Genomic DNA, 18,258 nt, shown 5'->3' on the forward strand with positions numbered 1-18,258 from the left:
CGTAGCATCGAACCCGGAACCTCGAGATTCCGGGTCTGGTCCTTCGGACCATCCCGGAATGACAGCGAGCTCACACATCCGCAAACTTCGGTGCCCGCTTCTCCAGATTGGCGCGCACGGATTCGGTCTGGTTCGGACTGCCGAGCAGCTTCTGCTGCTCGACGGATTCCGCGAGCAGCGCAGCGGCCGGATCGACGGACAGATTGTTCAGCATCCGCTTGGCGGCACGGATCGCATCCGGGCTCTTGCCGGCGATCTCGCGGGCAACTTCGAGCGCCGCGGCGCGCGGGTCGTCACAGACGCGGGTGGCAAGGCCGTAAGCCTGGGCCTCCTGCGCCGAGAAGATCCGGCCGGTATAGGTGAGCTCGCGCAGGATATCGTCGCGCACCAGGCTTGCGAGGATCGGCGTGCCCGCCATGTCGGGGACGAGGCCCCACTTGATCTCCATGATCGACATCCGCGCGTCCGGCGAGAGGAAGCGCATGTCTGCACCGAGCGCGAGCTGGAAGCCGCCGCCGAACGCGACGCCGTGGACCGCGGCGATCACGGGCACCGGAAGCTGGCGCCAGCCCCAGACTGCCTGCTGCGGGGCATTGGCCTTGCCATGGGTCCGGATCGTGAGATCGCGGCTCGCGCCGCCCGGCACTCCGTTACCGCCGTCCTTCATGGCGGCGAAGCGCCCCATGTCGAGGCCGGCGCAGAAGGCGCGGCCCTCGCCGGACAGCACCACCACCCGGACGCCTTTTTCCTTGGAAAGCCGGTCGGTTGCGGCCACCAATGCCTCGAACATCGCGGCATCGAGCGCGTTCATCTTGTCCGCCCGCACCAGGCGGACATCGGCGATACCGTCCGAAATCGATATCGAAACGCGATCTTCCATTGAAATCTCCTCCGCTTTTCCTCGTTGGCGCTTTACACAAAGGCCGTTGTCCGCTTTTAGTCAATCGACCAATTAACTGACAACCCCCGTGGAGGAAACGATGTTCAGCAATCAGCTTCTCACCGGGCGGCGCATCCTGGTCACGGGCGGCGGTACCGGCCTCGGCAAGTCGATGGCCGCGCGGTTCCTGCAGCTCGGGGCCGAAGTGCACATCTGCGGCCGCCGCAAGAGCGTTTGCGACGAAACCGCCACCGAGCTGATGGCCGAGCATGGCGGGCGCGTGGTCAGCCACGGCGTCGACATCCGCAACGCCATGGCGGTCGACGAGATGATCGAGGCGATCTGGACCACCAGCGGTCCCCTCACCGATCTCATCAACAACGCCGCCGGCAATTTCATCTCGCGCTCGGAAGAACTGTCGCCGCGCGGCTTCGACGCGGTCGCCAACATCGTGATGCACGGCACCTTCTATGTGACGCATGCGGTGGGCCGGCGCTGGATCGCCGGCGGCCATCGCGGCAACGTGGTGTCGATCACCGTGACCTGGGTGCGCAACGGCTCGCCCTATGTGGTGCCGTCGGCGATGAGCAAATCGGCGATCCATGCCATGACGATGTCGCTCGCGATCGAATGGGGCCGCCACGGCATCCGCCTCAACACCATCGCGCCCGGCGAGATCCCGACCGAGGGCATGAGCAAGCGCATCAAGCCCGGCGACGAGGCCGGCGCGCGCACCAAGGCTGTCAACCCGATGGGCCGCGTCGGCACCATGGAGGAGCTGCAGAACCTCGCGGTGTTCCTGATCTCCGGCGGCTGCGACTGGATCAACGGCGAGACCATCGCCATGGACGGTGCGCAGGCGCTGGCGATGGGCGGCAATTTCTACCAGCTCCGCGACTGGAGCGACGACGACTGGACCAAGGCGCGCGAGTCGATCAAGGCGCAGAACGAGAAGGATCGCGCGGCGCGGGGCTGAAGCCCGCGCTTGCGCCTCAACCACCACTGTCGTCCCGGCGAAGGCCGGGACCCATAACCACCGCAGCGCATCGTTGAGCTCGCTGCGGCCCCAGCGTCGCGCCACATTGACATTCGTGGCTATGGGTCCCGGCCTTCGCCGGGACGACGATGTTGAAACGTCGCGGCCACTTCCTCCGTATTGTTTTTCCCGCGCGATGCCGCCACACTCCGCGCAAACAAAAACCATCACGGGGGAAACATGTCCGACGCGCCGAAACTGAGCAACCTTGCCGACATGGTGCGCGACCGCGCCAACAGTCGCGGCGATGCGCTGGCCTATGAGTTCGAGGGCCGGCAAACCTCGTTTGCCGAATTCGACGTCAAGACCAACCGCGTCGCCAACGCGCTGCTCGCGATGGGCGTGAAGAAGGGCGAGCGCATCGCCTATCTCGGCAAGAACAGCGACTTCTATTTCGAGCTGTTGATGGGCGCGATAAAGGCCGGTGTCGTCATGGCGCCGGTGAACTGGCGCCTCGCAGGCCCCGAGGTCGCCTTCATCGTCGACGACTGCAAGGCGCCCGTCCTGTTCGTCGGCCCCGAATTCATCACGCAGGCGCGCAACATCCGGGACAAGCTGCCGAATGTGCGCACCGTGATCACGACCGAGGGCGGCGCGCCGGAATGGCCCGACTATCTCGCCTGGCGCGACGCGCAGAGCGGCGATGATCCGCGTGTGCCGATCGAGCCGAAGGATATCGCGATCCAGCTCTATACCTCGGGCACAACAGGCAAGCCGAAGGGCGCGATGCTGTCGCACGCCAACTTCCTCAATCTGGTGCAGAGCGGCAACGAGGCCGAGAAGCCGGAATGGAACCGCTGGACCACCGACGACGTCTCGCTGGTCGCGATGCCGATCTTCCACATCGGCGGCTCCGGTTGGGGCGTGATGGGGCTCTATCACGGCGCCCGCGGCGTGATCGCGCGCGAGTTCGATCCGACCAAGGTGCTCGATTTCTTCGAGCAGTCCGGCATCACAAAACTGTTCATGGTGCCGGCGGCGATGCAGTTCGTGGTGCGGCAGCCGCGCGCGCGGCAGGTCGACTTCTCGCGCCTGAAATACATGCTGTATGGCGCCTCCCCGATCCCGGCGGCGCTGCTGAAGGAGTGCATCGAGGTCTTCAAATGCGGTTTCGTGCAGATGTACGGCATGACCGAGACCACCGGCACCATCGTCGCGCTGCCGCCGGAGGATCACATCGAGGGGCTCGACCGCATGCGCTCCGCCGGCAAGGCACTGCCCGGCGTCGAGCTTGCGATCCTCGACGGCGACGGCAAGCCGCTGCCGCCGGGTGAAGTCGGCGAGATCGCGACCCGCTCCGGCTCCAACATGGCCGGCTACTGGAATCTGCCCGAAGCCACCGCGCACACCATCAATAGCGACGGTTGGCTGCGCACCGGCGATGCCGGCTACATGGACAGTGACGGCTACCTATACATCCACGACCGCATCAAGGACATGATCATCTCTGGCGGCGAGAACATCTATCCGGCCGAGGTCGAGAGCGCGCTGTGCGACCACCCGGACGTGGCGGAAGCCGCCGTGATCGGCATCCCCGACGACAAATGGGGCGAGGCGGTGAAGGCCGTGGTGGTGATGAAGCCGGGCAAGAGCGCGACCGCGACCGACATCATCAACTTCACCCGCGAGCGGATCGCCGGCTACAAGACGCCGAAATCGGTCGACTTCATCCCGGCGCTGCCGCGCAACCCGTCGGGCAAGATCCTGCGGCGCAGTCTGCGTGAGCCGTATTGGGCGGGCAAGGACCGGCAGGTGAATTAGCCCTCCGTCGTCCCGGCTAAGGCCGGCAACTGTTATGTTGGTTTGGTCTGCAGGTACGGCTTTCGGTCTCGCATCATGGCATTGAGGACCGTTAGCAGCTTCCTGGCGACGGCGATGAGGGCGAGTTTGGCTGGTTTTCCGGCCTGTCGCAGTCGTGCATAGAAGGCCTTGAACAGATCAGCTCTGCGAACTGCGTTGAGGGCCGCCATATAGAGGGCGTCACGAACGCGCTTTCGGCCGCCCGCAATCTTGCGCTTGCCGCGGAAGGCGCCGCTGTCGACGTTGAAGGGAGCCAGGCCAGCGAGCGCTGCGAGTTGTTTCGGCCCGACCCGCCCGAGTTCCGGCATCTGCGCGATCAGCTGCATGCAGGCTACCGGACCCACGCCGGGCAGCGAACGCATTAACTTGGCATCGTCCGCGATCTCCGCTTCGGCTTTAATCAATGCACTGATGTCCGCCTCGATCTCGGCGATCTCGCTGTCGAGGACCTCGATGAGGCGGCCAATGCGTTCGGCCATGGCGCGATCGTCGGCCTCGCTGCGCCGGTTCTTCTCCTGGGCGCGCATGAGGACCAGCTGATCCCGCCGTTTTGCAAGCCTCGCCAAAGTGTTGCGTGCAGGATCGGCGACCTGCTCGGGGGCAGGCTGCATGGCCCGCGCAAAGGCCGCCAGCATCCGCGCATCGATCGGATCGGTCTTGGCGAGTAGGCCGCTAGCCCGTGCAAAGTCGCGGGCACGAGCCGGGTTGATCCGTGCGAACTGGATCCCGGCCTGACGCAGCGCCTCGCGAAGCGCGAGGTCATAGATACCCGTCGCCTCGAAGACGACCAGCGCAGCGCATTGCCAACGCGCCACCTGCTGTGTGATGGCCTGTGGCGCGTTGGCAATGCGCCTCGGCACGCCGTCAGCCTCATCAAAGATATCGAGGTGTTTCTTGGAGATGTCGATTCCGACGTAACGAAGAGCTATGATCACGGTGCCTGTCCCTGTGATGCGAGGTCTGTTGGCGCAGCCTCGTGCAACTGTTCAGGTTTGTAGATGGAACGGGCGGGAGACCGAGCCGGCTCACGGCGTCAAGCGCCAAGGACCCAACGGCTTCCCGCCCACCCTCATCATGACAGACTTCCAAGACACAGGGACCCATAGCCACCGTTGTTCATTGTCTGGCGACGCTGGGGCCACATCTCGTTCAACCAATAGCCGAGTGTGGTTATGGGTCCCTGCTTTCGCAGGGACGACGGTGGAGGGAGTGTCGCGCTTCACTTCTTCCCCGTCCTCTCCCGCAAGACGCGCCAGCGCTCCTGCGCCTCTTGCGGCCAGACTTGTCTCCGATCGTAATACTCGGCGAACACCTTCGCGCCCGGCGGGAACGTCACCCAGGGCTGCTTGGAGGAGGTGAAGATGTGGACATCAGGCGGGCATTGGCCTGGATCGTCCAACGTGCCGACGCGGACGAAGCGCACCGCCGGTCCCGCGCCTGGATAATTGCTCCAGACAGCGACCTTGCATCGTGGGCAACGCGCGATCTGCTGCCCCTTGCAGCTCGCCGACGGCGTGTCGACGATCTCCGGCTCGGCCGCGATGTGCACGACCCGCTCGGCCTCGTACATCGCATTGAGCGCATGCACGGTGCCGGTCTCGCGCTGGCACCAGGTGCAGTGGCAGGCGTGCACGATCAACGGCCTGCCGGTGAGGCGGTAGCGGACGTTTCTGCAGGTGCATCCACCTTCCATGTCGTACCGCCTCCTGACGCCTCAATGCTTACCCGCCCCCATGTAGCCGAACAGGAAGCCTGCCACCTTGCGCTTCTGGATTTCCTCGCTGCCCTCGGTGATGCGATAGCGGCGGTGATGGCGGTAGATGTGCTCGAACGGCTTGTGCCGCGAATAGCCCATGCCGCCATGCACCTGCATGGCGCGGTCGGCGGCCTCGCAGCACAGCCGGTTTGCCCAGAAGTTGCACATCGAGACCCGGTCCGACAGCGTGTGCTCGACCTGCGCCTGGGTCAGCTGATCCATCTCCCAGGCGGTCTTGCGGATCAACAGCCGCAGCATCTCGGCCTGGGTCGCAAGCTCGACCAGCGGCCACTGGATCGCCTGGTTCTCGGCCAGCGCCTTGCCGAACGGCTTGCGCTCGCGCGCATACTTCACGCTCTCATTGATGCAGTAAACCGCGGCGCCGAGCGAGCTTGCCGCCTGACGGATGCGGTTCTCGTGGACGAAGCACTGCGCCAGCGATAGCCCGCGGCCGACCTCGCCGAACTGCGCATCCTCGGGCACGAACACGTCGGTGAAGCTGACGCGCGGATGATCGGTAGGCATGTTGAAGGTCCACATATACTCCTCGACCTTCACGCCCGGCGATTTCGCAGGCACCAGGAAGCAGCTGATGCCGCGGGCGTCGCCGTCATTGCCGGAGGTGCGGGCAAACAGCGCGCAGTGCGTGGCGACATGCATGCCTGTCGTCCACATCTTCTCGCCGTTGATGATCCAGCCCTTGACGTTGTCGCGCGTGGCCTGCACCGCCCTGGTTTCCATATGCGTAGCGTCGGAGCCGTGCTCGGGTTCGGTCAGGCCAAATGTGATGCGGTACTTGCCGGTGATCGAACCGTCGATCATCGCCCTCTGCTCGTCGGTGCCGTAGCGGTCGAGCATGGTGACGATGGGCAGATTGCCGACGATCGAATGCTCGTTCTGCAGATCATTGTGCAGGCCGAGACCCTTCGAGGCAAAGTGCTCGCGGATGACGGCCATCCAGAGATTGGAGCCGTCCTTGCCGCCATAGCGCTTCGGGATCGCGAAGCGCAGATGGCCGGCGGCGTCGGCCAGGTTCTTGACCTTGCGCAGCAGCAATTCCCATTCATGGCGCGGCAGGCCGCCTTTGTCGAAATCGGTGCGCGCCCATTCACGGCGATGATCGAAGAAGCGGATGTTGTCGTCAGCCTCTTCCAGCGGCTTGATCTCGCGTTCGATGAAGCGGTCAAGCTCGGCGAGATAGGCGGTCAGGTCAGCCGGCAGATTGAAATCCAAGGCGGTCTCTCCCGAAGATATTGTTGTTTCTGGTTTTGCGTTTAGACGCTATCGCAGAAGCGCATTCGAACCGATTAAGGTGAGAAGCGCGCGGCCAAGTCAAGCAGGCCAGTGAGGCTTGCGCGCGCGGTCGCGTTGCGTAATTGGATGGCACGGAACGAGGTGCAGGCGCTAGGATATCAACCATATTCTTCGCCGCAGAAAATCCACGGGAGCAAACATGGATCTGAAATTCTCCAAGGTGACGCGCAAGGGTCCCATCACCATCGTGACGCTGTCGCGCCCCGAGGTTTACAACGCGCTGCACATCGACGCGCATTTCGAGCTCAACAAGGTGTTCGACGACTTCTCCGCCGATCCCGAGCAGTGGGTCGCGATCGTCACCGGCGCCGGCGACAAGGCGTTCTGCGCCGGCAACGACCTGAAATGGCAGGCGGCGGGCGGCAAGCGCGGCTGGGACAAGGGCGGCTTCGCCGGCCTGACCACCCGCTTCGACTGCGACAAGCCGATCATCGCCGCGGTCAACGGCGTCGCGATGGGCGGCGGCTTCGAGGTCGCGCTGGCCTGCGACCTGATCATAGCGTCGGAGAATGCGACCTTCGCCCTACCCGAGCCGCGCGTCGGCCTCGCCGCGCTCGCCGGCGGCCTGCAACGGCTGCCGCGCCAGATCGGGCTGAAGCGCGCCATGGGCATGATCCTGACCGCGCGCCATGTCAGCGCCAAGGAAGGCCTCGAGCTCGGCTTCGTCAACGAGGTGGTGCCGCAGGGCGAGGCGCTGGCGGCCGCCGAGCGCTGGGCCGAGACCATCGCCAAGAACTCGCCGATGTCGATCCGCGCCTCGAAGCAGGCAATCCAGAAGGGCCTCGAGGTCTCGCTCGAGCAGGCGCTGGCCGAGCAGCGCGATTATCCCGCGGTGAAGGCGATGGCCGCCTCGCAGGATTACATCGAGGGGCCGAAGGCGTTTTCGGAGAAGCGCCCGCCGAAATGGCTGGGGCGGTAACCGCTCCATCCACTCGTCATTCCGGGATGCGCCGAAGGCGCAGGCCCGGAATGACGCAGGTTGTCCTGCCGTGCGCTACCCTTGCTTATTTCCCAACTCCCTCTTGTACGACGCGTAGTTCGGCTGATCGACGGCGAGCTTGTCCATCGTGGTCTGCCAGAGATGCTCCGATAGGCCCGGCGTTTTCAGATCGACCTCGCCGCCTGCGATCTTCTCCGATAGCGCGCGGTTGAGCTCCATCAGTGACCCATCGGCGCCGAGCAGCGCCTTCAGCCGCGCCGCCTCGGTCGCATCGCCGGCCTCGGCGAGCGCGAGCTGCCGCGTCACCAGATCGAGCGCGTTGATGCCTACGCGCAGCTTGAAGCCGTTGTGCCCCTTGATGGCTGGCGCGACCTCGTTGCGGAGGAAATCGGCGACGGCCTTGATCAGCTCGGTAGGTGTTGGTTCGTCCTGCATCTTACTTGCCTCGCGGCGCTAACAATCTGAGCAGATCGATCTCGGTCTCCGACGCGCGCCGCCCGATCATCGCGCGCTCCATCGAGTGATCGGGGCCGGAGCGGAAGCGCTGCATCATGCCGCAGCACATCACGCCCCAACGCAGCGTGCCCATCACTTCCCAAAACATCACGCGGTCGGGGTCGGCCTTGCGACCGGCTTCCGCATAGCCCGCGAACAGATCCTCGCGTGTGCCAAAGCCGCCGACCGGCTTGTCGATCTCGCCGAAGCGCCAGGAGTTGACACAGATCCAGCCGAGATCCTCCATGGGATCGCCGAAATGCGCGAGCTCCCAGTCGAGCACCGCGCGCACCCCGTCAGGGCCGATGATCAGATTGCCATGGCGGAAATCGCCATGCACCAGCGTCACCTCCGATGACGGACCGGGATCGTGATCGCGAAGCCAGCGCAGCGCCAGCTCGAACACCGGCCGCGGCCAGTTGAAGCTGTGATATTCGCGGGCGAGATCCTCGATCTCCTTGGTCGCCGTCAGGCTGCGCAGCTTGGGTAATTTCGCCTGCGGCAGGCCGTGAATGCCGGCGATGACGTGGCCGAGCTGGCGGGCCAGGATCGGCCGCGCCTTGGCATATTCCTCGTCGCGCAAAATTTTCCGCGCGATGGTCTCGCCCTCGACCCGCGCCATGATGAAGCCGCGGCCAAGGCCGTCTTCCGGCCTCAAGACGTGCATCACCTTCGGCGACGGCAGGCCCGCGTCATGCGCGAGCTGCATCAGCACAGCTTCCGCATCGAGGCCGGCGGCGCGGCCAGGCGCGGCACCGTAGCCCGGCGGCGCGCGGCGCAGGATCGCACCGACATTGCCGTTCGGGTGCACGATGTCGAACGTCCAGGTCTCCTGGCTGGCGCCGCCGGAGAGCTTTGCCGCGCCGGTGACGCCGGTCGCACCTGGATGAAACGCGGCGACGCAGCGGGTGAGTTCGGTCTCGATCATTTGCCCTTGAACTTCGCCGGCCGCTTCTCGAGGAATGCGGTGACACCTTCCTTGAAATCCTCGGCACGGCCCGCGATCCGCTGCGACTCGAATTCCAGATTGAGCTGATCCTCCAGGGTGTTTTCCGGGCTGTCCCAATAAAGCTTGCGGATCAGCGACAGTGCCACCGTCGGGCCGTTGGCCAGATCGTGCGCGAGCTTCATGGTTTCTTCCATCAGTGCGGCATCGTCATAGACGCGGTTGACGAGGCCCCATTCCAGCGCCTTCTCGGCCGGCAACCGCTCGCCCAGCAGCGACAGCTCGACCGAGCGCGCCTTGCCGATCAGCCGTGGCAGCAGCCAGGTCGAGCCGCAATCCGGCACCAGGCCGATGCGGCGGAACGCCTGCAGGAAATAGGACGAGCGCGCGCACAGGATGAGGTCACCCATCAGTGCGAAGCTCATGCCGGCGCCGGCGGCCGGACCGTTCACCGCGGTCACGATCGGACAGTGCAGCTTACGCAATCGGCGCAGGAACGGGTGGAACGCGGTCTCCAGCGCCGCGCCGGCATTGCTCTTGCCGGGCTTCTGCTGCTGGTTACGGCCCTGCAGGTTGGCGCCGGTGCAGAAGGCGCGGCCCGCGCCCGTGATCACCAGGCAGCGCACCTCGTCGCGCTTGTCGTCGATCGCATCGAGCGCCTCTGCAAGGCCGCCCAGCATGTCGATCGAGACCGCGTTCATGACTTCCTGATGGTCGAGTTTGAGAATCGCGACCGATCCGTCGAAGTCGAGCGTGACGTGCTTGAACTGCATGGTTTCCTCTTTACGTTGCTTCGGCGGCGGGTACCGCGGTAGGTCGATGGGTCGACCTATATTTGGACCCATATTTGATTTTTGTGCCGGGCTTGTCCATGGTCGACGGCAAGCCCATCCGTGAACGCGTGATTAGCGCGCACCAAACCAAATGGAAACCCCAATGAGTGGCATCTTCGATCTCACCGGCCGCGTCGCTGTCATCACCGGCGGCAATGGCGGCATCGGCCTCGGCATCGCGCAGGCGCTCAACGCCGCCGGCTGCAACGTCGCGATCTGGGGCCGCAACGCGGAAAAAAATGCCAACGCCGCCGCCTCGATGAAGGCCGGACCCGGCAAGGTCGCAACCCAATTCTGCGATGTCAGCGATCCCGGCTCGGTCAAGACCGCGATGAAGGCGACGCTCGACACCTTCGGCCGCGTCGACGGCTGCTTCGCCAATGCCGGCATCGGCGGCGGCGGACGCCGCTCCTTCATCGACCGCACCGAGGAGGAATGGCGCAAGATGTTCGCGACTAATCTCGACGGCGTGTTTCACGTATTCCAGGCTGCGGCACGCCACATGACCGAGCGCGCCGAAGCCGGCGACAAGTTCGGACGGCTGGTCGCGACCTCGAGCCTCGCCTCGCTGTTCGGCACCGCGCGCAACGAGCACTATGCCGGCACCAAGGCCGCGCTGAACGCGCTGTGCCGCGCGCTCGGCGTCGAGCTCGCCCGCCATGGCGTCACCGCGAACGCGATCCTGCCCGGCTGGATCAAGAGCGACATGACCGCCGGCATCATGGCCAACGACAAGTTCGTCGCCAACGTGATGCCGCGCATCCCCCTGCGCCGCTTCGGCGAGCCCAGCGATTTCGGCGGCATCGCCGTCTACATCATGAGCAAGGCGTCGTCCTATCATACGGCGGATTGCTTTGTGATCGATGGTGGGTATACGGCATTCTAGCCAGGCTCTTGCGGCAACACCGGTGTCGTCCCTGCGAAAGCAAGGACCCATAACCACAGGACGCGGTTGTCGTAGCAGGCTGGGGCCATAGCGTCGTCACGCAATGAGCAACGGTGGTCATGGGTCCCGGCCTGCGCCGGGACGACGATGAGGATGGCTCTCGATTCAAGTTGCCACACCACGCGGTGTCATCACCCGCGCATGCGGGTGATCCAGTATTCCAGAGACGTCTGTGCTTAAGCCGAGAGGCCGCGGCCTACTGGATCGCCCGGTCGAGCCGGGCGATGACAGATGTGGGTGGGACGCAGTTTCCGGGACTCTCGCTTCGCTAGCCCCACAATGACGAGAGTGGATCGCTCGATACCACGCGACGCTGCGTCGCTTTCGTCGCGACAAAACTGCTGCTAGCGTTCGCGCCGCGAGGGGCGCACAAGGCGGCTTTCAACAAGCAGGGAGGTTATTTCAGATGTTTTCACACGTGATGGTTGGCACCAACGATCTGGACAAGGCCAAGGCGTTCTATGATGCGCTGCTTGGCACGCTCGATGTCCGGCCGGCCCGGGTCGACGGTCACCGTATCATGTACCTGACCAAGGCGGGCATTTTCATGGTTTCCAAGCCGATCAACGGCGAGCCGGCGACGCACGCCAATGGCGGCACGATCGGCTTTGCCTGCTCTTCGCCGGAGCAGGTCCACGCCTGGCACGCGGCCGGCATCGCCAATGGCGGCAAGACCTGCGAGGACCCGCCGGGTGTGCGCGAGGGCAACGGCATCAAGCTGTACCTCGCCTATCTGCGCGACCTCGACGGCAACAAGATCTGCGCGATGCACCGGATGACATAACCGTCCGCCGGAATCGTTCACGCTGTAAGCGACGGCGTTCAAACAACGTTTGAAACGCCGTCGCCAAATTCCGCGTTGCGGTAGAGGTGACCAGAAAATCCGTGCTCGCGCTTCGCGCCGCACGCGTCTATTGTCCGCCGCGAAACGCGCCTTCGCGAAGGAGAAAAGACAATGAAACATGCCTATGTGCCGCGCACCACGAACTACACGCTCAATCCGGGCGACGAGCTCAACGACCTTCGGATGTCGGACAAGGTCCGCCCGCTCTACGACCATGTGAAGCAGTTTATCCGCGACACCGTCGATCCGATGTCGGTCGAATTCTATCGCGCCGGCGAGAAGAAGACCAACCGCTGGAGCTTCACCGACGAGCAGCTCGCGATCCTGCAGAAGGCCAAGGACAAGGCCAAGGAAGTCGGCCTCTGGAACTTCTTCCTGCCCGATGCCGAGACCGGCGACGGCCTCAACAACCTCGACTACGCCTACATCGCCGCCGAACTCGGCAAGAGCCCGCTGGCCTCCGAGACCATGAACTGCTCGGCGCCCGACACCGGCAACATGGAAGTGCTGGAGCGGGTCGGCACCAAGGCGCAGAAGGAGAAGTGGCTGAAGCCGCTGCTCAACGGCGAGATCCGCTCGGCCTATGCGATGACCGAGCCGAACGTCGCCTCCTCCGACGCCAAGAACATCTCGACCACCGCCAAGCTGGTCGGCGACGAGTGGGTCATCAACGGCGAGAAGTATTACATCTCCGGCGCCGGCGATCCGCGCTGCAAGATCATGATCGTGATGGTGAAGACCAATCCGGACGCTGCGCCGAGCAAGCAGCAGTCGCAGATCCTGGTGCCGATCGACACCCCCGGCGTCGAGATCCTCGGCCCGATGCACGTGTTCGGCCATGACCATGCGCCGCGCGGCCACATGCATCTGCGCTTCAACAATTGCAAGGTGCCGAAGGAGAACATGCTGCTCGGCGAAGGCCGCGGCTTCGAGATCTCCCAGGTTCGCCTCGGCCCCGGCCGCATCCACCACTGCATGCGCACCATCGGCAAGGCCGAGAAGGCGCTCGACATGATGGTGCAGCGCGGCCTGACCCGCGAAGCGTTCGGCAAGAAGATCGCCCATCTCGGCGGCAACATGCAGATCATCGCCCAGGCGCGTTGCGAAATCGAAGCGATGCGGCTGATGGTGTTGAAGGCGGCCAAGGCGATGGACGTGCTCGGCAACAAGGAAGCCCGCGTCTGGGTCTCGATGGTCAAGGCCATGGTCCCCGAGCGCGCCTGCAAGGTGATCGATCAGGCGATCCAGATGCACGGCGCCACCGGCATTTCGCAATGGTCCCCGCTTGGCGAAATGTACCAGGACGTCCGCCATCTGCGCTTCGCCGACGGCCCGGACGAGGTGCACTGGATGGTCGTCGGCCGCCACGAGCTGAGCATGCCGTAGTTGCTACTCCTCCCTCTCCCCGCTCTTCGCGGCGAGAGGTAAGCAAGCAAGTCTGCAAGGCGGGTTCACGCGAGTGTAACCCGCCTTTTGCTTTCCGAACCGTCGGCGGCAGGTTACGCTTCGCGCACCCGCCCACCGAAATTCCGGACAACCGCATGGAATACGCCGCAAGCGACCTCACCCAGCGCGAACGCTACAAGGTGCTGACCTCCTTCGTGTTGCCGCGGCCGATCGCCTGGGTGACAAGCCTTGGGCCGGACGGCGTGGTCAATGCGGCGCCGTTCTCGTTCTTCAACGTGTTCTGCGAGGACCCGCCGCTCTGCATGTTCGCGGTCAACCGACGGCCCGACGGCCGCGAGAAGGATACGATGGTCAACATCCAGCGCCTCGGCGAATTCGTGGTCAACCTGACCGACGAGCCGCTGGCGCGCGCGATGCACGAGAGCTCGGGTGATTTTCCGCCCGAGATCGGCGAACCCGATCATCTCGGTCTCAAGCTCGCGCCATCCAGCAAGATCGCGGTGCCCCGGCTTGCCGACGCGCCGTTCGCGATGGAGTGCAGGACCTGGAAGCTGATCGACGTCAACGGCGACCGCCAGCTGATCATGGGCGAAGGCATCCATTTCCACATCCGCAACGAATTGTGGGATCACAATGCGATGCGCGTCCACATGGAGCGCTACCACCCGATCGGCCGCATGTTCGCCGATCGCTACTGCCGCACCGACGACCGCGTGGTATTTCCTGCGGCCGAGGGTGTGAAGAACAGGTAACGAGGACGACAGAATGAGTGAAGCATTTCGCGACAACGCGACGCAGAGCCGGTTCGAACTTGACGTCGATGGCACCATCGCCTTCGTGGTCTACCGCAAGACGCCGGATACGATCACGCTGGTGCACACCGTGGTGCCGCCGGAGCTCGGCGGCCGCGGCATCGGCTCCAAGCTCGCCCGTGCGACGCTCGACGCGGTCCGTGCGCAGGGCATCAAGCTCGTCGTGAAGTGCGAGTTCATCCAGGGCTTCATGAAGAAGAATCCGGAGTATGACGATTTGTTGAGCTAGATCCGCAGGGCGGGTTAGCCGAAAGACGTAACCCGCCCTCGCAGCTACGACGCCGCTTGCTCGACCTTGTCCTGCGTCTTCATCTCGAAATCGCTGGCATCATGGCGCTCGTGGAGCTGGCTCGAGGGGTCACCCCAGGTGCGGTTGACCATGCGGCCGCGCTTCACCGCGGGCCGGGCGGCGATCGCGTCGGTCCAGCGCTGCACGTTCTTGTAGTCCTGCACCGAGAGGAATTCGCCGCCGCCATAGAGCAGTCCCTTGGCCAGACTGCCGTACCATGGCCACACTGCCATGTCGGCGATGGTGTAGACATCGCCGGCGAGATATTCGTTGTCGGCGAGCCGGCGGTCGAGCACGTCGAGCTGGCGCTTCACTTCCATCGCAAAGCGATCGATCGCGTATTCGATCTTGGTCGGCGCATAGGCATAGAAATGCCCGAAGCCGCCACCGAGATACGGCGCGGCGCCCATCTGCCAGAACAGCCAGGAGAAGGTTTCGGCGCGGGTCTTGACGTCGGTCGGCAGGAACGCGCCGAACTTTTCCGCGAGGTAGACCAGGATCGAGCCCGACTCGAACACCCTGATCGGCTCAGGCCCGCTGCGATCCATTAGCGCCGGGATCTTGGAATTCGGATTGACCGCAACGAAGCCGCTGCCGAACTGGTTGCCGTCGATCTTGATCAGCCAGGCGTCGTACTCCGCACCCTTGTGGCCGGCCGCCAGCAGCTCTTCCAGCATCACGGTGACCTTGACGCCGTTCGGCGTCGCCAGCGAGTAGAGTTGCAGCGGATGGCGGCCGACCGGCAGCTCCTTGTCATGGGTGGGACCCGCGATCGGCCGGTTGATGCTGGCGAAGCGCCCGCCGCTCTCCTTGTTCCAGGTCCAGACTTTCGGCGGCTCGTAGGCTGAGGTGTCAGTCACGTCGTTGGCTCCCGGTTTACGTTTCCAAGGTGGCGCGGCGGCCGCCGGGCCCATCCCATGTCCGCACTAGATGGTGCGCACGCTGCGCTTTGCCCACCCCGCCCGATCGCATTTTCTATCCAGCGGAATGCGCTGCGAGCGATGCAGCCAAGCAGCGCCTGCACGCAAGATCGCCGCAGCCGAAACCCGCTTGGCTTCGCCGACCGTGATGCGCTAGCGTCGCAGGGGCTGATGCCAACAAGCACAAGAAGCAGCCGCCGGGAGAAAACCAGTCCATGAAATCACCGATATGCGACATGCTGGGAATCGAATTCCCCCTGCTCGCCTTCAGTCATTGCCGCGACGTGGTGGCCGCCGTCAGCCGCGCCGGCGGCTTCGGCGTGTTCGGCGCGACCCGGTATCTGCCGGAGACGCTGGAGCAGGAATTGAAATGGATCGACGATCACGTCGACGGCAAGCCCTACGGCATCGACGTGCTGATTCCGGAGAACATCTCGACCGCGGGTGAGAAGAACGTCACCTGGAAGAGCCTCGAGAAGCGCGTCTCGCAGGACCATCGCGATTTCACCCGCGATCTGCTGAAGAAATACAACATCGAGCTCACGCCGCAGAGCGTCGCCGACAACCAGCCGCAGCCGTTCGATGCCGAGACCGCGCTGCAATTGCTCGAGGTCTCGTTCCGCCATCCGATCCGGCTGATCGCCAATGCGCTCGGCGTGCCGCCGAAGGCGATGATCGAGATGGGCCGCAAGCACGGCGTGCCGGTGGCGGCGCTGGTCGGCTCCAAGGAGCACGCGCTTCGCCAGGTCGCGGCCGGCGTCGACATCCTGGTTGCGCAAGGCACCGAAGCCGGCGGCCATTGCGGCGAAGTCTCGACCATGGTGCTGGTGCCCGAGGTGATCAAGGCGGTCAAAAAGATCCGCGACGTGCCGGTGCTCGCCGCCGGCGGCATCATGACCGGCAGCCAGATGGCCGCCTGCATGGCGATGGGTGCGGCCGGCGCCTGGACCGGCTCGGTGTGGCTTGCGACCGTCGAGTCGGAGACCTCGGAGATCTTCCGCGAGAAGATGATCGCGGCCTCCTCGCGCGACGCCATCCGCTCCAAGGGCCGCACCGGCAAGCCGGCGCGGCAGCTTCGCTCGGTGTGGACCGATGCCTGGGACCGCTCGCCGGACAGCCCCGGCGCGCTGCCGATGCCGCTGCAAAGCATCATCAGCCGCGATGCCTTCAACGCGATCGACCGCGCCGCTGAAGCCGGCAACGAGAAGGCGCGCGATCTCGTCAGCTACTTCGTCGGCCAGGGCGTCGGCCTGGTCGACAGCGTCAAGTCGGCGGGTGCCGTGGTGCAGGAATTCAAGGAAGATTTCGTCGAGGCCGTCGAGCACATGAACGCGCTGGTGGCGGAGTAGAATACGTGGTCCGTCCTTCGAGGCTCGCCCAGCGGCGCTGACGCGCCGCAGAGCTCGCACCTCAGGATGACGGTGTGCCTGTAGCCGTCACCCTGAGGTGCGAGCGCAGCGAGCCTCGAAGGGCGGCGGCGTACTAAAGAAAGCAAAGCAAGAAGAAATGACCACATCTCATATCCCCGAAGACCGCATTCCCGTCATCGTCGGCGTCGGCGAGATCGTCGATCGTCCCAAGGACATCGCCGCCGGCCTCGAGCCACTCACTCTGCTGGAAGAGGCGCTGAAGCGCGCCGAGGCGGACAGCGGCGCAAAACTGCTCGCCGACGTGCAGTCGCTCGACGTCGTCAACTTCCTGAGCTGGCGCTACCGCGATCCCGAGAAGCAGCTGGCGCAGCGGCTCGGCATCACGCCCGCGCATCTTTATTACGGCCCGGTCGGCGGCGAGAGCCCGATCCGCTATCTGCATGAGGCCGCGCAGCGCATCGCGCGCGGCGAATGCAGCGTCGCCGCGGTGTGCGGCGCCGAGGCGCAGTCGACCGCGACCAAGGCGCAGCGCGCCGGCGTCGAGTTGCCGTGGACACCGTTCGCGCATGACGTGGAGGAGCCGAAGCGCGGCGCCGCGTTCCAGAAGCCGATGGCGGTTGCGCTCGGCGTGTTCCGGCCGATCACGGTCTACCCGCTCTATGAGTCCGCAACCTCGGCGCATTGGGGCCAAACGCCGCGCGAGGCGCTGAAGGAGTCGGGCGATCTATGGTCGACCTATGCGCGGATCGCGGCCGACAACCCGAACTCGTGGCTGAAGAAGCGCTTCAGCGGCGACGAGATCACGACGGCAACGCCCGACAACCGGATGATCGCCTGGCCGTATACGAAGCTGATGGTGGCGAACCCGACGGTCAACATGGGCGGTGCGCTGATCCTGACCAGCCTTGCCAAAGCGCGTGCAGCCGGTGTCCCCGCGGACAAGCTGATCTATCCGCTCGGCGGCGCCTCGGCCGAAGAGCCGCGCGACTATCTGATCCGCGACCAGTTCGTCGAGAGCCACGCGCAGACCGCGGTGCTCAAGGCGGTGATGGACCTCGCCGGTGGCGATGGCAGGAAGTTCGATGCCATCGAGCTCTATAGCTGTTTCCCCTGCGTCCCGAAGATGGCGCGCCGCACGCTCGGCCTGGGCAGCGACGTGCAGCCGACCGTCACCGGCGGCCTCACCTTCTTCGGCGCGCCGCTCAACACCTACATGACGCATTCAGCCTGCGCGATGGTGCGCAGGCTGCGCAGCGGCGGCACGCTCGGCCTGCTCTACGGCCAGGGCGGCTTCGTCACCAAGCATCACGGCCTCGTGCTGTCGCGCGCGGCACCGAAGGCCGCGCTCAAGCAGGACACGAGCGTGCAGGCGGAGGCCGACCGCAACAGGCGCAACGTGCCCGACTTCACCGCCGAGGCAACAGGAAAAGGCAAGGTCGAGGCCTTCACCGTGATCTATCGCGCCAACGGCGAGGTCGAGCATGGCGTCACCATGCTGCGCACCGAAGACGGCCGCCGCACGCTCGGCCGCATCCCGGCAAGCGACACGGCCACGCTGGCATATCTGCAGAACCTCGACCGCACACCGGTCGGTACCACCGGCAACATCGTGACCGCCGGTGATGGCATGCTGGAATGGCGGGTGGGATAGCAGTTCCTACCCGCAACCT

At 64.8% G+C, this 18,258-nt stretch carries 18 protein-coding genes; 10 read left to right on the forward strand and 8 right to left on the reverse strand.

Translation table 11 applies throughout. From position 1 onward, the window contains the following. Positions 1-70 precede the first annotated feature (70 nt). Entirely contained in the window at positions 71-880 is an 810-nt protein-coding gene (locus XH92_RS31030) for a crotonase/enoyl-CoA hydratase family protein (protein ID WP_194455519.1), read from the reverse strand. A 100-nt stretch (positions 881-980) separates the two neighbouring features. On the opposite strand from XH92_RS31030, the gene XH92_RS31035 reads away from it, so the two are divergent. Together XH92_RS31035 and XH92_RS31040 are read left to right on the forward strand one after the other, a co-directional pair. Next, a complete protein-coding gene (locus XH92_RS31035) occupies positions 981-1,856 on the forward strand; it encodes an SDR family oxidoreductase (RefSeq protein WP_194455520.1) in 876 nt (291 codons plus the stop codon). A 240-nt stretch (positions 1,857-2,096) separates the two neighbouring features. Beyond that, a complete protein-coding gene (locus XH92_RS31040; RefSeq protein WP_194455521.1) occupies positions 2,097-3,677 on the forward strand; it encodes a fatty acid--CoA ligase in 1,581 nt (526 codons plus the stop codon). A gap of 32 nt (positions 3,678-3,709) precedes the next feature. On the opposite strand, the gene XH92_RS31045 is transcribed toward XH92_RS31040, so the two are convergent. The 3 genes from XH92_RS31045 to XH92_RS31055 all read right to left on the reverse strand — a co-directional run bounded on the left by XH92_RS31045 (position 3,710) and on the right by XH92_RS31055 (position 6,705). Further along, positions 3,710-4,651, reverse strand: coding sequence for an IS110 family transposase (locus XH92_RS31045; RefSeq protein WP_194455522.1), 942 nt, complete (start codon positions 4,649-4,651; stop codon positions 3,710-3,712). Positions 4,652-4,935: 284 nt separating this feature from the next. Further along, positions 4,936-5,409 carry a GFA family protein gene (locus XH92_RS31050; protein WP_194455523.1) on the reverse strand — a complete coding sequence of 158 codons (474 nt, stop codon included), beginning with the start codon at positions 5,407-5,409 and terminating at the stop codon, positions 4,936-4,938. Positions 5,410-5,430: 21 nt separating this feature from the next. Further along, positions 5,431-6,705, reverse strand: a complete 1,275-nt coding sequence (locus tag XH92_RS31055) for an acyl-CoA dehydrogenase family protein (protein WP_194455524.1) — start codon at positions 6,703-6,705, stop codon at positions 5,431-5,433. 220 nt (positions 6,706-6,925) lie between these two features. Between XH92_RS31055 and XH92_RS31060 the strand changes: the two genes are divergently transcribed. Further along, the gene (locus tag XH92_RS31060) at positions 6,926-7,705 is read left to right on the forward strand and encodes an enoyl-CoA hydratase-related protein (protein ID WP_173641679.1); all 780 of its coding nucleotides are present in this window, start codon (positions 6,926-6,928) and stop codon (positions 7,703-7,705) included. A 75-nt stretch (positions 7,706-7,780) separates the two neighbouring features. Here the strand turns inward: XH92_RS31060 and XH92_RS31065 are convergent, their stop codons facing one another. Genes XH92_RS31065 through XH92_RS31075 form a run of 3 tightly spaced genes read right to left on the reverse strand, consistent with a single transcriptional unit; the run spans position 7,781 to position 9,940 of the window. Further along, complete coding sequence (locus tag XH92_RS31065; protein WP_194455525.1) at positions 7,781-8,161, reverse strand: DUF6285 domain-containing protein; 381 nt, start codon at positions 8,159-8,161, stop codon at positions 7,781-7,783. A 1-nt stretch (position 8,162) separates the two neighbouring features. Next, positions 8,163-9,149 (reverse strand): phosphotransferase family protein, encoded by a 987-nt coding sequence (locus tag XH92_RS31070; protein WP_194455526.1) that lies wholly within the window; start codon positions 9,147-9,149, stop codon positions 8,163-8,165. Continuing rightward, entirely contained in the window at positions 9,146-9,940 is a 795-nt protein-coding gene (locus XH92_RS31075; RefSeq protein WP_194455527.1) for an enoyl-CoA hydratase/isomerase, read from the reverse strand. The genes XH92_RS31070 and XH92_RS31075 overlap by 4 nt, the downstream gene beginning before the upstream one ends. 163 nt (positions 9,941-10,103) lie before the next feature. On the opposite strand from XH92_RS31075, the gene XH92_RS31080 reads away from it, so the two are divergent. The 5 genes from XH92_RS31080 to XH92_RS31100 all read left to right on the forward strand — a co-directional run bounded on the left by XH92_RS31080 (position 10,104) and on the right by XH92_RS31100 (position 14,238). Continuing rightward, a complete protein-coding gene (locus tag XH92_RS31080; protein WP_194455528.1) occupies positions 10,104-10,886 on the forward strand; it encodes an SDR family NAD(P)-dependent oxidoreductase in 783 nt (260 codons plus the stop codon). Between the two features lie 466 nt (positions 10,887-11,352). Continuing rightward, positions 11,353-11,730 (forward strand): VOC family protein, encoded by a 378-nt coding sequence (locus XH92_RS31085; RefSeq protein WP_092125064.1) that lies wholly within the window; start codon positions 11,353-11,355, stop codon positions 11,728-11,730. Positions 11,731-11,901: 171 nt separating this feature from the next. Then, on the forward strand, positions 11,902-13,176 hold the full coding sequence (locus tag XH92_RS31090; protein WP_050420072.1) for an acyl-CoA dehydrogenase family protein: 1,275 nt from the start codon (positions 11,902-11,904) through the stop codon (positions 13,174-13,176). 155 nt (positions 13,177-13,331) lie between these two features. After that, positions 13,332-13,949, forward strand: a complete 618-nt coding sequence (locus XH92_RS31095) for a flavin reductase family protein (protein WP_194455529.1) — start codon at positions 13,332-13,334, stop codon at positions 13,947-13,949. A gap of 13 nt (positions 13,950-13,962) precedes the next feature. Continuing rightward, entirely contained in the window at positions 13,963-14,238 is a 276-nt protein-coding gene (locus XH92_RS31100) for a GNAT family N-acetyltransferase (RefSeq protein ID WP_194455530.1), read from the forward strand. A 44-nt stretch (positions 14,239-14,282) separates the two neighbouring features. On the opposite strand, the gene yghU is transcribed toward XH92_RS31100, so the two are convergent. After that, entirely contained in the window at positions 14,283-15,158 is an 876-nt protein-coding gene (gene yghU, locus XH92_RS31105) for a glutathione-dependent disulfide-bond oxidoreductase (protein ID WP_194455531.1), read from the reverse strand. Positions 15,159-15,433: 275 nt separating this feature from the next. Between yghU and XH92_RS31110 the strand changes: the two genes are divergently transcribed. Together XH92_RS31110 and XH92_RS31115 are read left to right on the forward strand one after the other, a co-directional pair. Beyond that, positions 15,434-16,567, forward strand: coding sequence for a nitronate monooxygenase (locus XH92_RS31110; protein WP_194455532.1), 1,134 nt, complete (start codon positions 15,434-15,436; stop codon positions 16,565-16,567). A gap of 157 nt (positions 16,568-16,724) precedes the next feature. Next, entirely contained in the window at positions 16,725-18,239 is a 1,515-nt protein-coding gene (locus XH92_RS31115; protein WP_194455533.1) for an acetyl-CoA acetyltransferase, read from the forward strand. Positions 18,240-18,258: the final 19 nt, after the last annotated feature.

Source organism: Bradyrhizobium sp. CCBAU 53421, from assembly GCF_015291625.1.
GTDB lineage: Bacteria > Pseudomonadota > Alphaproteobacteria > Rhizobiales > Xanthobacteraceae > Bradyrhizobium.

Bases quoted from the DNA above. Each gene is read 5' to 3' on its own strand.
- XH92_RS31030 (WP_194455519.1), bottom strand. From the start codon at position 880: ATGGAAGATCGCGTTTCGATATCGATTTCGGACGGTATCGCCGATGTC.
- XH92_RS31035 (WP_194455520.1), top strand. From the start codon at position 981: ATGTTCAGCAATCAGCTTCTCACCGGGCGGCGCATCCTGGTCACGGGC.
- XH92_RS31040 (WP_194455521.1), top strand. From the start codon at position 2,097: ATGTCCGACGCGCCGAAACTGAGCAACCTTGCCGACATGGTGCGCGAC.
- XH92_RS31050 (WP_194455523.1), bottom strand. From the start codon at position 5,409: ATGGAAGGTGGATGCACCTGCAGAAACGTCCGCTACCGCCTCACCGGC.
- XH92_RS31060 (WP_173641679.1), top strand. From the start codon at position 6,926: ATGGATCTGAAATTCTCCAAGGTGACGCGCAAGGGTCCCATCACCATC.
- XH92_RS31065 (WP_194455525.1), bottom strand. From the start codon at position 8,161: ATGCAGGACGAACCAACACCTACCGAGCTGATCAAGGCCGTCGCCGAT.
- XH92_RS31070 (WP_194455526.1), bottom strand. From the start codon at position 9,149: ATGATCGAGACCGAACTCACCCGCTGCGTCGCCGCGTTTCATCCAGGT.
- XH92_RS31075 (WP_194455527.1), bottom strand. From the start codon at position 9,940: ATGCAGTTCAAGCACGTCACGCTCGACTTCGACGGATCGGTCGCGATT.
- XH92_RS31080 (WP_194455528.1), top strand. From the start codon at position 10,104: ATGAGTGGCATCTTCGATCTCACCGGCCGCGTCGCTGTCATCACCGGC.
- XH92_RS31085 (WP_092125064.1), top strand. From the start codon at position 11,353: ATGTTTTCACACGTGATGGTTGGCACCAACGATCTGGACAAGGCCAAG.
- XH92_RS31090 (WP_050420072.1), top strand. From the start codon at position 11,902: ATGAAACATGCCTATGTGCCGCGCACCACGAACTACACGCTCAATCCG.
- XH92_RS31095 (WP_194455529.1), top strand. From the start codon at position 13,332: ATGGAATACGCCGCAAGCGACCTCACCCAGCGCGAACGCTACAAGGTG.
- XH92_RS31100 (WP_194455530.1), top strand. From the start codon at position 13,963: ATGAGTGAAGCATTTCGCGACAACGCGACGCAGAGCCGGTTCGAACTT.
- XH92_RS31110 (WP_194455532.1), top strand. From the start codon at position 15,434: ATGAAATCACCGATATGCGACATGCTGGGAATCGAATTCCCCCTGCTC.
- XH92_RS31115 (WP_194455533.1), top strand. From the start codon at position 16,725: ATGACCACATCTCATATCCCCGAAGACCGCATTCCCGTCATCGTCGGC.